The sequence below is a fragment of the Flavobacterium endoglycinae genome, assembly GCF_017352115.1.
GTDB lineage: Bacteria > Bacteroidota > Bacteroidia > Flavobacteriales > Flavobacteriaceae > Flavobacterium > Flavobacterium endoglycinae.
Window position 1 is genome coordinate 2,806,736 of record NZ_CP071448.1, and the last position, 14,202, is coordinate 2,820,937.

The window sequence follows — 14,202 nt, forward strand, 5'->3', positions numbered from 1 at the left end:
CCGCTTCAATCTTTTTTATTTTTCTTTTTTTTATAAGTACTTTTTATATTTTTGCAGTACTATGGCAAAACAAGAAGATATATTTAAGAATGTGGTTTCGCACGCAAAAGAGTACGGATTTATATTTCCGTCAAGCGAAGTTTACGACGGTTTAAGTGCAGTTTATGATTACGCACAAAACGGTGTCGAATTAAAAAAGAATATCCGTGAATATTGGTGGAAATCAATGGTTCAGATGAATGAAAATATTGTGGGCCTTGACGCTGCAATATTAATGCATCCAACAACTTGGAAAGCTTCAGGCCACGTTGATGCCTTCAATGATCCATTAATTGATAATAAAGATTCTAAAAAAAGATATAGAGCTGACGTTTTAGTTGAAGATCACGCTGAAAAAATTCATCAAAAAGCGCAAAAAGAAATAGACAAAGCAAAAGCTCGTTTTGGCGATGCATTCAACGAACAGGAATTTGTAACTACAAATGCCCGCGTAATTGAATATTTAGCAAAAGAAAAAGAAATCAGAGAGCGTCTTGGGCGTTCTTTAGGGAATGGCGATTTAGAAGATGTAAAAGCTTTAATAGAAGAGCTTGAAATCGCTGATCCTGAAACGGGTTCTAAAAACTGGACAGACGTAAAACAATTCAACTTGATGTTCGGAACTAAATTAGGAGCTTCTGCAGAAAATGCAATGGATCTGTATTTACGTCCAGAAACTGCACAAGGTATTTTTGTGAACTTCTTAAATGTTCAGAAATCAGGTCGTATGAAAGTTCCTTTTGGGATTGCTCAAACAGGTAAAGCATTTAGAAATGAAATCGTAGCAAGACAATTCATTTTCCGTATGCGTGAGTTCGAACAAATGGAAATGCAGTTTTTCGTGCGTCCTGGAGAAGAAATGAAATGGTACGAGCACTGGAAAACAACTCGTTTAAATTGGCATTTGTCTTTAGGATTAGGAAAAGAAAACTACCGTTTCCACGATCACGAAAAATTAGCGCACTACGCAAATGCAGCTGCTGATATCGAGTTTAATTTCCCTTTTGGTTTCAAAGAATTAGAAGGTATTCACTCTCGTACAGATTTCGATTTAAAAGCTCACGAAGAATATTCAGGAAGAAAACTTCAGTATTTTGATCCTGAATTAAACGAAAACTATGTGCCATACGTAGTAGAAACTTCAGTTGGTTTAGATCGTATGTTCTTAGCCGTTTTTGCTACTTCATTACAAGAAGAAACTTTAGAAGATGGTTCAGAAAGAACAGTTTTAAAACTTCCTGCCGTATTAGCACCAACAAAAGCGGCGGTTTTACCATTGGTGAAAAAAGATGGTTTGCCAGAAGTTTCAAGAAAAATCATCGAAGATTTAAAATGGGATTTCAATGTAGCTTATGATGAGAAAGATGCTGTTGGACGTCGTTACAGAAGACAAGATGCATTAGGAACTCCATTCTGTATCACAGTTGACCATCAAACTCTTGAAGACGAAACAGTAACGATTCGTCATAGAGATACGATGAAACAAGACCGAGTTAAAATCTCTGAATTAAGAGGTATTATTGAAAACGAAGTTTCGATGAAAAACTGGTTAATGAAAATGTAATTTTCGATTATAAATCATATAAATCCCAAACTCAATTTAAAACGAGTTTGGGATTTTTTAGTTTTCAGCAAATTGTATTTCGTCGGATTTTTGTGTATTTCGTCCGTATGTTTTAACTTTTTGAAGTAATGTATTAACAATGAATAAGTTGAAATAATCAAATTCGTAATTTTATTGTGAATAAAGTGCTGAAAAAAATAATATCTTCAAAAAAACAATTTAAAACTGTTTCCTAAATTCACAAAAAATCAAATAGCAGAATTTAAAATTAGTAGTGAATTAATTTGAAAAAGTACTCGTATATAATTATTGATGATGATGCCGAGAGTATTTCGAAAACCAAAAGGATAGCTGAAGGTTTTTCGGAACTATCTTTTTTGGCATCCGCAGTAAATTATCACGAAGGTTTAGATCTGGTTTTAGAACATAGACCTGCTATTGTCTTTTTAGAAATAAACCCAAAAAATCCTTCCAGCTTCTTATCACTTAATTTTATTGATGAACTACACCGATATTTAAGTGTTATACCAAAAATCGTAGTTATTACAAATGAAAAAGACTTAGCTTTTGAAGCGATTAAATATGGTGTTTTTGATTACATTGTACGTCCGGTAGTTTCGTCTGAACTGCTCAAAACAATTTTAAAACTTAATAAAACTTCTGCGGAGATAAATCCGGTCGATTTAAGACCCGAAATTCTCCTTCCTGCACCATTAGTTCCAATTGAACCTCAAGTGGTAAACAAGCCGCTTATTATCTGCATTAAATCCTATGGCGATCACCGTTATTTAAATGCAGATGACATTTGTTACTTTCAAGCCGATAACAATTCAACAGATATTTACTTAAATTCGGGTGAAATGATAACAGCATTTAAAACTTTAAAGCATTTTGAGCATGTTTTGAATTATCCGTTTGTACGAATTCATAACAGCTATATTGTGAATAGAAATTACATTTCGAGAATTCATAGCGGAAACTCAGTTTGTTATATTAAAAACGTCTCGAAAAAGATTCCTTTTTCCAAAACTTACAAATCCAATGTAGATCAGATAATTGCAGATTTTTCTGAAGGAAATTACTTAGAGGTCTAGTAATTAATAAGTTACATCTTATTTCTTAGTCATTGACTATCAATTGGGTATGTTTCACCATAAAGCCATTTTTTCGTATACATTTTTTTTGATTTCGGTAGTAGTTTTACACCATGATTCACAACCCAGTAATCATAAAGCCCCAAAAAAAGTCAAAAATTTAAAAAAACTAAAAGTTATGAAAAAAACAGCTTTAACATTCGGATTATTCTCATTAGTAATGGTTGCAACTTCATTTGTATTACCAGCTTCGACAACTCTTTCTAATGAAAAATTAAGCGTAGTTTCTCCTGTAGATGGTTCTACTGGAGGAGGAAGAAAACAAGATCCACGTATTGCTAATAATAATGTAGTAGTTAAAAACAACGAAGGTTTTGCTAATATCAACCAATCTTTCGGTGATTCTAAAAAAATAGATTAATTAAAAGAAAATATTTACAAAGGTCTTTTAGGCTGTCAATTTTTTGACAGCCTTTTTTTATGTTTGTAGTTTTAGTATTTTTGGTAAAATTCAAAACTTGCATTGAAAAGATATTGTCCAATATTATTGTTTTTATTGTTGATTTTTTCAGGTTGTACCCAAAAGAAAAAATCAAAGGAACTAACTTCAGTGCAGGATAGTCTTCCTGTTTATTTGTCATTGGCAAATGATATTCAGCTAAATTACGACCTTAAGCAAAAATATGCTCAAAAGGCATTTTCTATAGTGGTAAAACAAAAAAATGATTCTATTAATAGAGTTAATTTGTTTAAGATTGCCAATAGGTACTACAATATGAATGATTTTAAATCATATCATGCAATTTCACAATTGGTTTTAGACAGGTCCATAAGCAGTAAAGATTCGGCAAGTATTGCAAAAGCGTATATCTATCTGGGCGATTATTACAGTTCAAAAGTAATTTCTGATAGTGCTTTTAGAAATTATTTTCTAGCACAAAAGATTTATTTGCAGATTAACGATCAATATAATCTCGCAAAAACCTTATTAAGCAAAGCAAGTCTGCAATACAATGAATCTGATTTTTTTGAAAGCGAAATATCTGTCTTCAAAGCTTTAAGCATATTGAAAAATCAAAAAAATGTAAATGACCAGCTTTATGAATGTTATAATTTGTTGGGTATTTTATATAATGAAAGAGAAGAATATGAAAAAGCCCTTGAATATCAGAATAAAGCTTTAAATACTTTGAATGATAAATCGATTCCAGCCGATCTTCAGCTGAAAGCGACTTCTTTAAACAATATCGGATTTGTTTACATGCGTATGAAAAACTACAAACAAGCCATTGTTTATTTTGAAAAAGGACTTCAAGAAAAAAATCTATTCGAAGAAAAAACTATTTTATACGCGATGCTGCTTGATAATCTGGCTTATTCAAAATTGAAATCAGAACGATTGGATGGGCTTCCGGATCAATTTTACCGATCTCTAAAAATCAGAGATAGCCTGGGATTAAAAATGGCCAAAATATCCAATCAAATTCATTTGTCTGAATATTATGCATTTAAAAGGGATACTTTTAGAGCTATACAATTTTCGAAACAAGCTTTGCTTCTCTCGCGTTCTTCAGATAAATTAGCAAATACGTTACTAGCTTTAAAACAAATCGCTGTAGTAGATCCTCGAAATGCTTCAAAATATTCAAGAGAATATATTTTGTTGAATGATAAAATGCTGAAAGCTGAACGTAATATGGGAGAGAAATTCTCCCGAATTGAATACGAAACGAGCGAAATTAAAGATCAAAATTCGAATTTGCAAGAACGAAACCGCACATTAATTTATGTTTTCAGTATCTGTACCTTAATCGGATTGTTTTTTTATGTCTATAAAACACAGCAGGCCAAAAACCGCGAATTGCTTTTTAAACAACAGCAGCAAATTGCCAATGAAGATATATACAACTTAATGATTTCTCAGCAAAACGAAATTGAATCAACCCGAATAAATGAAAAGAAAAGAGTCGCGCAGGAATTACACGACGGCGTATTGGGCAGAATGTTTGGGGTAAGAATAAGTTTGGACAGTCTTGATAAAATTGATGAAACAGAAGCCGCAGATAAAAGAAAGAAATATTTGGCTGAGTTAAAAAATATAGAAGAAGATATACGGGAAATATCGCATGATTTAAATAGAGAAAAATCGGAATTAATTAATAATTTTATTTTAATTTTAAACAAATTATTTGAAAATCAGAGGAATATATATCCGTCTAAGTTAGAAGTTTCTTTTGATAATCAGATTAAATGGGAATCTATAAGCAATATGGTCAAGATTAATTTGTACCGTATTGTTCAGGAAGCACTTCAGAATTGTAACAAATATGCTAAAGCCAATCTTATCAAAATAGAATTTAAAAAACATAAGGAAGATGTAATTCTTTCGATTTTAGATGATGGAGCAGGGTTCAATACAAAACGTACTAAAAATGGTATTGGACTGCATAATATTGAATACAGAGCAAAAGAATGTAACGGAACGGTTATCATAAAATCAGCCAAAGGAGAAGGGACACTTCTTATAATTAAAGTTCCAATCGACCCAAATAATAACCTGCAAAAAACGATTTAATTTGAAAACCCCACTTTCGGATTTAAAGAAACCTAATATTTTAATCGTCGATGATCATCCATTTATCATCGAAGGCTATAAAAATGCCATAACGCGATATAAACCTAAAGAATATGAGTTTATAATTTCGCAAGCTCACGATTGCAGATCGGCTTATGATTTACTCGAAGATCAGGAAACGCCAAAGTTTGAAATCGCATTTCTGGATATCAGCATGCCCGCTTACGAAGAAAAAGATCTTTTTTCGGGCGAAGACCTGGCAAAACTTATCTTGAAAAAAATGCCCGAATGCAAGATTGTTCTTTTAACAATGTATACCGAGCTTCTTAAAATTAAAACCATCATCAGGTCGATAAACCCAAACGGACTAATCATTAAAAACGATCTTACTTTTGATGAACTGCTTCTGGCGTTTGATAAAGTAATGAAAAACGAAAAATATTACAGTCAGTCGGTAATGAAAATGCTGAATCAATCCGCGCATAATTCAATAGAAATTGACGAGTTTGATAAGCAGATTTTGTTTCAACTATCAAAAGGAACCACAGTTCACGAAATGCCAAAATACATCCCGATTTCACTGCATGAAATTGAAAAACGACTAATAAGCCTAAAAGAACTTCTAAAAGTACGATCTGGAGTCGATAGTGATTTGGTGAAAGAAGCCAAGAGTAAAGGACTTTTCTAAATAAATTCAAATAAAAAAATCCAAATTCCAAATGCAAGCCATTGGATTTTGGATTTTTTTTATTTTAAAATTTTAAAAAAATTATTCACTCAAAGCATCCCAGCCTCTTGCTTTCAAAGCGATTTTGGTATTGGCACGAGTTACTAAGTGAATACCTTCGCTTTCTTCGGTCATATGACCAATAATGGAGAAGTTTGGATTCCCTTTTATTTTGTTGAAATCATTAATATCAATAGTAAAAAGAAGCTCATAATCTTCACCTCCGTTAATAGCAACTGTTGTACTGTCGATATTGAATTCTTCGCAAGTCGAAATAAACTGCGGATCTAATGGCAGCTTATCTTCATACAAATTACAGCCTACTTTTGACTGTTTGCAGATATGAATAATTTCAGAAGAAAGTCCATCTGAAATATCAATCATCGAAGTTGGTTTTATTTCAAGGGCGTGCAAAAGTGTGCGAACATCTTTGCGGGCTTCCGGTTTTAATTGTCTTTCGACCAAATACGTGTAAGGATCTAAATCCGGCTGGTTATTTGGGTTTACCTGAAATACCTGTTTCTCACGTTCCAAGACCTGCAATCCCATATAAGCCGCACCAATATCTCCAGTTACGACTAATAAATCGGTTTGTTTAGCGCCGTTTCTATATACAATTTCATCTTCATCGGCTTCACCAATTGCAGTAATGCTGATAATTAATCCTTTTTGTGATGAGGTAGTGTCCCCGCCAATAACGTCAACTTTATATTCTTTTGCGGCATGTGTAATTCCCTCGAATAATTCTTCTAAAGCCTCCAACGGAAAACGATTTGAAACAGCAACCGAAACTGTAATTTGTGTCGGTTTTGCGTTCATAGCGCAAATATCAGATACGTTTACGACAACGGCTTTGTATCCTAAATGCTTCAATGGCATATACGCCAGATCAAAATGAACACCTTCTATTAATAAATCAGTTGATACAACTACTTTTTTATTTTTAAAATCAAGAACAGCTGCATCATCACCAATACTTTTTAAAGTTGATTCCTGAGTAACATCAAAATTTCGGGTTAAGTGGTCAATCAAGCCAAATTCGCCCAATTGAGCTATACTTGTTCTCTGAGGGTTTTTATCTTCGATCATTTCTTTAAGTTCCAAAGTTATTAAGTGGCAAAGGTACAAAGGTTTTTTCTTTTAGAGGTACAAAGGCACAAAGGTTCAAAGCAGTGAAGTTTTTTTTGATTTTTAAATAAAGACATTAATTTTACAGGCGCAGTGCTGTGTATTTCTCTGTTTTTCAGTATGAAAAAAAATATTTTTAAAATTGTTTTTTCCTGCTGACAAACTGTTGTCACCGACCCATTTTAATTTTGGAGTATAGAAATTTAAAAACGTTTACATCATGAAAACATTAGAAGCACAAGTAATTACATCAGAAGATTTACTAAAACACTGGCAAGGTCACCGCGCACTTACGCGTCGTTTAATCGAGTTGTTTCCCGAAAAAGATTTCTTTGAATTTTCAATAGGAGGAATGCGTCCTTTTGCAAAATTGGTTGATGAACTTTTGGCAATTGCAGCTCCAGCATTAAAAGGAATTGTAAACAGAGAAGCTCAGCCTTATACAGAAGGAGCTGAAAAATTGATTTTTAAAGCTCAATATCTTGAAAAATGGGACGAAGCTACAGAAGAGATAAATAAATACTGGGAGCAGTTATCTATTGAAGATTTCAGTGAAACTTTTAACCTTTTCGGACAGTACGAATTTCCAATTATTCAAAATATTTTGTATTTTATTGATAATGAAGTACATCACCGTGGACAAGCTTACGTATATTTGAGAGCCCTAAACATTGAACCACCATTTTTCTGGGAAAGATAATGAGTATTAAATGCCTTTATTCCATTAACAATTAAATCCTAAGACTATGAGTTTAAAAAGAATAATGTCCAATTATGCAGATTATAATTTATGGGTAAACCAGCAATTCGTAAGTTGGCTTTCGCCGAAATCTGATGAACTGCTTTATGCAGAAGCTATTTCGAGTTTTTCCAGTATAATGAAAACACTCGATCACATCTGGAGCACAGAAGAATATTGGTTTTCGGTTATTTCAGAAACTCCAATGAAAGAAAAGAAAGACATCAGCGAATTATCCAGAGATGAGATATTTGCTGGTCTGCTGGACTCGTCTACAAGATTGAGAAACCTTATTCATTCAATGTCTGATGAAGATTTAATTAAAGAAGTTAAAATTATCAATCCGTGGTTTGAATGTGAGGAACCTATTTCCAATTATCTGATTCAGGTCATCAATCATGGCACCTATCACAGAGGTCAGATCGTAACGATTGGACGAAATGTTGGAATCACAGACGCCTCAAATACCGATTATAATTTTTATAATGTCGTAAAGGCAAAACAATAACTAAAAAACTCCCAAAGATGAAATGAATCTCTTTGGGAGTTTTTTTATAAAAGCCTTTTTTTATTGACTTCTAATAATTCTAAGGTTCGTGTTTTTAATATTTCAGGCTCTAGGATTTTGGCATAATCACCAAACATTAAAAACCAGCGCGGAAAAGCATTATTGATATCACTGCTCATAAAAGTCATTTCGATTTCGTCGCCAACTTCTTTCTGAGAAATAAAACCATGATATTTTCTTTCTTGAGCCAGATATCTTGCGATTTTCTTTTCGACCAAAATCCGAACTTTTGTAGTTGGATGAGCTGTTTTGTCTTTAGCCAGATAATTTTCCAATGGTTCATGTTCGATTGTAAAATCGAGTTCTGTTTTTTTAATTCCGTGAATACGGTCAGTTCTAAACTGGCGGTAATCTTTTCGAAGATGACAATATCCTAAAAAATACCAGTTGTTATTATCATGAAAAACACCCACAGGTTCCAGGTTTCGCTGTGTGGTTTCATCTTTTTCAAAAGTTTTATAGGTAAGAAGAATTTGTTTCTTTTCGGCAATTCCTTCAAATAGAATTGCTAAAGTATTGGGAGAATTATCATTGAACATTGGTTCTGCAGTCTGCATCAAAATTCTCGATTCGATGTTCGAAAGATAATCTTTATCGTTGCTTCTTAATACCGATTTCAACTTATACATTGCCGAAGCGTAATGTGTTCCTAAAGTCGGATCAGTAAATTTCTGCATCAATTTTTCGGCGGCGATAAAACTGCTTACTTCCTCGCGGGTAAACATAACGGGCGGAAGTCTGTAACCCTCCATTAAAGCATAACCAACGCCGGCTTCGCTATAAATAGGAACGCCCGAAGCTTCAAGAGTACGAATATCTCTGTAAATAGTCCGGAGACTACAGTCAAAACGATCGGCTAATTCCTGTGCTTTTACAATTTTTTTAGATTGCAATTGAATCAAGATAGCCACAATTCGGTCAAATCGTTTTGGAGTTTCGTCAAGCATTTTTTTATTTTTTGAACTTCAAAGTTACAAAGGTTAAAAGTTTTAAGAAATAAAAAAGCTGTCCCAAATTGAGACAGCTTTCTATTTTGTAAGTTATAAAAATGAATTAAAATCTATACAAAAGCCCAAACTGCGGCTGATCGAAGATGTTTTCAAACAAATTGATGTTCAAATTGAAAGTATCCGATGATGGGCCATCTTCAGGAGAAACGCTGTTGTACGACAATATGTTTGCTAATGTAAAAGTCACAGCGATATTTTTGGTAATAAAATAGTTTAAACCAACATTAATGTCAGCCGTTACACTATTGGTAGTATCGTCTGTTGTAGGACCTTCAACTCTATTTCTTCCGTAACCTACACCAGCTTCGGCAAATGTTTTAAGACGTTTTTGATCTAATTCTAAAAAATAGTAACGAGCGAATGCACCCACTCCAAAAACATTTGTTTTAATATCAGTAGATTCTACTTTGTTACTTCCTACTGTTACTTTTGCTCCAACAGCAAATTTGTCATTTAAAAAATAACCAAATGATGGAGTAACTGCATAATAATCTTCATCGCCGCCAGTGCTGACTTTGATAGCTCCTTCAAGAATCATATCTCCTGATTGAAAAGTTACACCTTTAGCAGAATGCATTTCTGAATCGACTTGATCTTGTTGGGCATTTGCAAAATAAAAAGTGAAAAGTGCTAATAAAACAGAAAATTTGGTTTTCATAATTATATATATTTAAAATTTGTAAGATTAAAGATATATTTTCTGATTTTAATTGACTTTATCTTTGCTTGAATGCGTTAATAAACAATTTTTTAGGTTAATATTTTGATATTTTTGAAGGTTTTTTCCTGTTTATAATGCAGTGTTTTTAGAAGATTTTAAGAAACAAAAAACCCAACAACTTTTGTTATTGGGTTAATCTATATTGTTATTCTTTCTTCTTTCTTCTCTCTTCTTTTTTTATAAAAAGCTTAGTCATTTAATTTCAAAACAGCCATAAACGCTTCTTGAGGAATTTCAACGTTTCCTACTTGTCTCATACGTTTTTTACCTTTTTTCTGTTTTTCAAGAAGTTTACGCTTACGCGAAATATCTCCACCATAACATTTTGCGGTAACGTCTTTACGAAGTGCTTTGATCGTTTCACGAGCAATGATTTTTGCACCAATCGCAGCTTGAATTGGAATATCAAATTGCTGTCTTGGAATCAATTCGCGTAATTTCTCGCACATCTTTTTACCAATGTTATACGCATTGTCTTCGTGAATCAAAGCCGAAAGCGCATCAACAGACTGTGCATTTAATAGAACATCCAGTTTTACTAGTTTTGAAGTTCTCATTCCAATAGGAGAGTAATCAAAAGAAGCATACCCTTTAGAAACAGTTTTTAAACGATCGTAAAAATCAAATACAATTTCTGCAAGCGGCATGTCGAAATTCAGCTCAACACGCTCTGTTGTTAAATAGGTTTGGTTGGTAATTAAACCACGTTTTTCGATACACAAACTCATTACGTTTCCTACGTAATCAGCTTTTGTAATGATGGTTGCTTTAATAAATGGCTCTTCAACACGATCTAATTTTGAAGGTTCTGGTAAATCAGAAGGATTGTTTACCACGATCGCCGTTTCTGGATCTTTTTTCGTGTAAGCAAAATACGAAACGTTAGGAACTGTTGTAATTACAGTCATGTCGAACTCACGTTCTAAACGTTCCTGAATGATTTCCATGTGAAGCATTCCTAAGAATCCGCATCGGAAACCAAAACCTAAAGCGGCAGAACTTTCAGCAGTAAATACTAAAGAAGCATCGTTTAGCTGCAGTTTTTCCATAGAAGCTCTAAGGTCTTCATAATCTTCTGTATCAACTGGATAAATTCCGGCGAATACCATTGGTTTTACATCCTCAAAACCAGTAATCATATTCGTTGTCGGAACTTTTGCATCTGTAATAGTATCACCCACTTTTACCTCACGGGCTTCTTTAATACCAGAAATCAAATAACCAACATCTCCAGCCGAAACCAGATTTTTAGGAACTTGATTTAGTTTTAAGGTTCCAATTTCATCAGCAAAATATTCATTGTCCGTAGCCATGAATTTAATTTTCTGACCTTTTTTAATCTCACCGTTTACCACTCTGAATATTACCTCAATTCCACGGAATGGGTTATAAACCGAGTCAAAAATTAGCGCCTGTAATGGCTCTTCTGGATCTCCTTTTGGAGCTGGGATTTTTTCAATAATAGCTGCTAAAATATTTTCAACACCAAAACCTGTTTTTCCAGAGGCATGAATAATATCTTCTAATTTACATCCCAATAAATCGATAATATCATCGCTTACTTCTTCAGGATTTGCACTTGGTAAATCTACTTTATTTAAAACAGGGATAATTTCTAAATCATTCTCTAAAGCAAGATATAAATTAGAAATAGTCTGCGCCTGAATACTTTGAGCCGCATCTACAATTAAAAGTGCTCCTTCGCAGGCTGCGATAGATCTTGAAACTTCGTACGAGAAATCCACGTGACCGGGAGTATCAATCAAATTCAAGATGTATTCTTCACCTTTATAAGTGTATTCCATCTGAATGGCGTGACTTTTAATAGTAATACCACGCTCACGTTCTAAGTCCATGTTGTCCAGCAGCTGTGCTTTTTCCTCACGGGCAGAAACGGTTTGAGTGGCACTTAGTAATCGGTCAGCCAATGTACTTTTACCGTGGTCAATGTGTGCAATAATGCAAAAATTACGTATCTTCTTCATTGTATTATATCAGTTCTCTAACGAGTTTTAGTATTTTTTGTATATAAATTGCGCTGCTGCAATAGCTTTAGAGCATCTTATTTAAGGGGCAAAGATAGCGCAAAGTTTTGGATTCTGGAATGCTGAACAGCCGATAGTTAAACATGAAATTTAAAAAGCGCCTTAAAATTCGAAATTAAATCCTTTTTCTGTTAATTTTTTATAGATTTCAGGATCAAATTTGAAGAGTTTTGCGGCACGGTGCGAAACATCCTGTTGTTTTTCGTCTAAGGCCACAAGTAATTTCATGTGCAGAATTTTTCGTCGGAAATTCGATTTATCTAATTCAATACCAAGGATTTCTTCATACAAATGCATAAGCTGTAACAACGTAAATTTTTCAGGAAGAAGATTAAAACCAATCGGAGCTTGACGAACTCGGTTTCGAAGCTGCATCAAACTGAATTCTAAAATCTCATTATGGTCAAAAATCAGGTTTGGGATTTCGTTAATTCGGCACCATTTGGCTTCTCGAACTGCGAGACTTGCTTTTACATCGTAATCTTCCTGATTTACTAAGGTATAATAACCAATAGTAACAACACGACGATCGAGTACACGTTTTGGATTGGTAAACGCTTTAAGTTGTTCGAGGTAAATATTATCAAGACTGGTAAGTTCGTATAGAATTCGCTGTGCAGCATCATCGGCACTTTCTTCTCTTTTAAGCCAGCCACCCAATAAACCCCAGCTTCCTTCACTTTCTCCGCCGGCATGTTGTACTAAAAGAACTTCAAGACTTTCTTTTTTAAAACCAAAAATGACACAGTCAATCGAAATACCGTCAATTTCTGGTGTTACAGTATTTTCGGAAATGCATTCGTTTGTTTTTGAAGTTTTTTTAGATGATGCTTTCATTTTGCTTTATAAGCAGTTTTTAAAATTCGAAATTAAACCCTTTTTCGGTTAGTTTTTTGTAGATGTCAGGATCAAACTTATAGAGTTTTGCGGCTCTATGTGAAACATCCTGCTGTTTTTCGTCTAAAGCTACCAGTAACTTCATGTGCAGAATTTTTCGTCGGAAATTCGATTTGTCCATTTCAACACCCAGAATTTCTTCATACAAATGCATGAGCTGCAATAACGTAAATTTTTCTGGCAGAAGATTAAAACCAATAGGTGCCTGACGGACTCTGCTGCGGAGATTTTTCAAGCTATACGCCAGAATTTCGTTGTGGTCATAAATCAAATCAGGAATACTGTTGATTTTATACCATTTTGCATCGGCGGCTGTAAAACCCGCTTTAATATTATAATCTTCTCTTTTGACAAGAGCGTAATATCCTATTGTAATAACACGGCGCAATGGGAAACGATCTGGATCGCCAAAAGCTTTAAGCTGTTCCAGATAAATATTATCAAGTCCGGTAAGTTCATTCAATAAACGATGAGCAGCATCGTCAGTACTTTCCTTTTTGTAAATCCATCCTCCAGGAAGCCCCCATTTTCCTTTGCTAATTCCTTCTGCATGCTGCACCAAAAGTACTTCCAGACTTCCTTCATCAAAACCAAATATTACACAGTCAATTGTGATTGCGTTCATTGCATTTTGTTCATTTTTTGAAACAGATTCGGCATCTACTTTTTTCTCCATGTGCGAATTAATTATGGACAAATTAAGCAAATAAAATGCTAAAGTGCCCTTATTGATGAATTAATATTTTTTTAACAAACCAAAAAATTGATACTCAATTGTTTGAAAATGGGTTTAAAATACAGTTTGAAATTTAAAACTTTTAAATGATTGATTGTCAAAATGCTAGTTTGTGATTTTTTCAACATTTTTTATTTCACTTTTCTCATCTCTGTTGTTAGATTGATAAAAATGACTTCATATAAATCAGAATAGAAAAAAAATAACCTTAATATTTTGCTAAAATAGAAAAAAAGTTTTACACTTGTAGTCAAATTTACCATAAGATATTTTCAAAATGACTATAAGTTTAAATAACTCGTATTTTGGAAGATGAGATCGGCAGAAAATATTTTGAATTATTCGTTTTGGGTAAATCG

The 14,202-nt window shown here is 33.6% G+C and carries 13 protein-coding genes; 7 read left to right on the forward strand and 6 right to left on the reverse strand.

The features are described 5' to 3' along the window. Window positions 1-61 precede the first annotated feature (61 nt). From J0383_RS12190 to J0383_RS12210, 5 genes are all read left to right on the forward strand, one after another. Window positions 62-1,603 carry a glycine--tRNA ligase gene (locus tag J0383_RS12190; protein WP_207294321.1) on the forward strand — a complete coding sequence of 514 codons (1,542 nt, stop codon included), beginning with the start codon at window positions 62-64 and terminating at the stop codon, window positions 1,601-1,603. 284 nt (window positions 1,604-1,887) lie between these two features. Beyond that, window positions 1,888-2,697 (forward strand): LytR/AlgR family response regulator transcription factor, encoded by an 810-nt coding sequence (locus tag J0383_RS12195; protein ID WP_207294322.1) that lies wholly within the window; start codon window positions 1,888-1,890, stop codon window positions 2,695-2,697. Window positions 2,698-2,875: 178 nt separating this feature from the next. Further along, window positions 2,876-3,118, forward strand: a complete 243-nt coding sequence (locus tag J0383_RS12200) for a hypothetical protein (RefSeq protein ID WP_207294323.1) — start codon at window positions 2,876-2,878, stop codon at window positions 3,116-3,118. A 354-nt stretch (window positions 3,119-3,472) separates the two neighbouring features. Then, entirely contained in the window at window positions 3,473-5,272 is a 1,800-nt protein-coding gene (locus J0383_RS12205) for a tetratricopeptide repeat-containing sensor histidine kinase (protein ID WP_239023066.1), read from the forward strand. 1 nt (window position 5,273) lies between these two features. After that, window positions 5,274-5,960: a response regulator gene (locus tag J0383_RS12210; protein WP_207294325.1), complete on the forward strand. Its 687-nt coding sequence runs from the start codon at window positions 5,274-5,276 to the stop codon at window positions 5,958-5,960. 81 nt (window positions 5,961-6,041) lie between these two features. On the opposite strand, the gene thiL is transcribed toward J0383_RS12210, so the two are convergent. After that, on the reverse strand, window positions 6,042-7,088 hold the full coding sequence (gene thiL / locus J0383_RS12215) for a thiamine-phosphate kinase (protein WP_207294326.1): 1,047 nt from the start codon (window positions 7,086-7,088) through the stop codon (window positions 6,042-6,044). Window positions 7,089-7,347: 259 nt separating this feature from the next. Between thiL and J0383_RS12220 the strand changes: the two genes are divergently transcribed. Next, a complete protein-coding gene (locus J0383_RS12220) occupies window positions 7,348-7,827 on the forward strand; it encodes a DinB family protein (protein ID WP_207294327.1) in 480 nt (159 codons plus the stop codon). A 46-nt stretch (window positions 7,828-7,873) separates the two neighbouring features. Further along, a complete protein-coding gene (locus tag J0383_RS12225; protein ID WP_207294328.1) occupies window positions 7,874-8,374 on the forward strand; it encodes a DinB family protein in 501 nt (166 codons plus the stop codon). A 44-nt stretch (window positions 8,375-8,418) separates the two neighbouring features. On the opposite strand, the gene J0383_RS12230 is transcribed toward J0383_RS12225, so the two are convergent. The 5 genes from J0383_RS12230 to J0383_RS12250 all read right to left on the reverse strand — a co-directional run bounded on the left by J0383_RS12230 (window position 8,419) and on the right by J0383_RS12250 (window position 13,783). After that, the gene (locus J0383_RS12230; protein WP_207294329.1) at window positions 8,419-9,381 is read right to left on the reverse strand and encodes a helix-turn-helix transcriptional regulator; all 963 of its coding nucleotides are present in this window, start codon (window positions 9,379-9,381) and stop codon (window positions 8,419-8,421) included. Between the two features lie 106 nt (window positions 9,382-9,487). Further along, entirely contained in the window at window positions 9,488-10,102 is a 615-nt protein-coding gene (locus J0383_RS12235; RefSeq protein ID WP_207294330.1) for an outer membrane beta-barrel protein, read from the reverse strand. Between the two features lie 251 nt (window positions 10,103-10,353). Beyond that, window positions 10,354-12,150: a translation elongation factor 4 gene (gene lepA / locus J0383_RS12240; protein ID WP_207294331.1), complete on the reverse strand. Its 1,797-nt coding sequence runs from the start codon at window positions 12,148-12,150 to the stop codon at window positions 10,354-10,356. Window positions 12,151-12,312: 162 nt separating this feature from the next. After that, window positions 12,313-13,047, reverse strand: coding sequence for an NUDIX hydrolase (locus tag J0383_RS12245; protein WP_239023067.1), 735 nt, complete (start codon window positions 13,045-13,047; stop codon window positions 12,313-12,315). Window positions 13,048-13,066: 19 nt separating this feature from the next. Then, a complete protein-coding gene (locus tag J0383_RS12250) occupies window positions 13,067-13,783 on the reverse strand; it encodes an NUDIX hydrolase (protein WP_207294332.1) in 717 nt (238 codons plus the stop codon). Window positions 13,784-14,202: the final 419 nt, after the last annotated feature.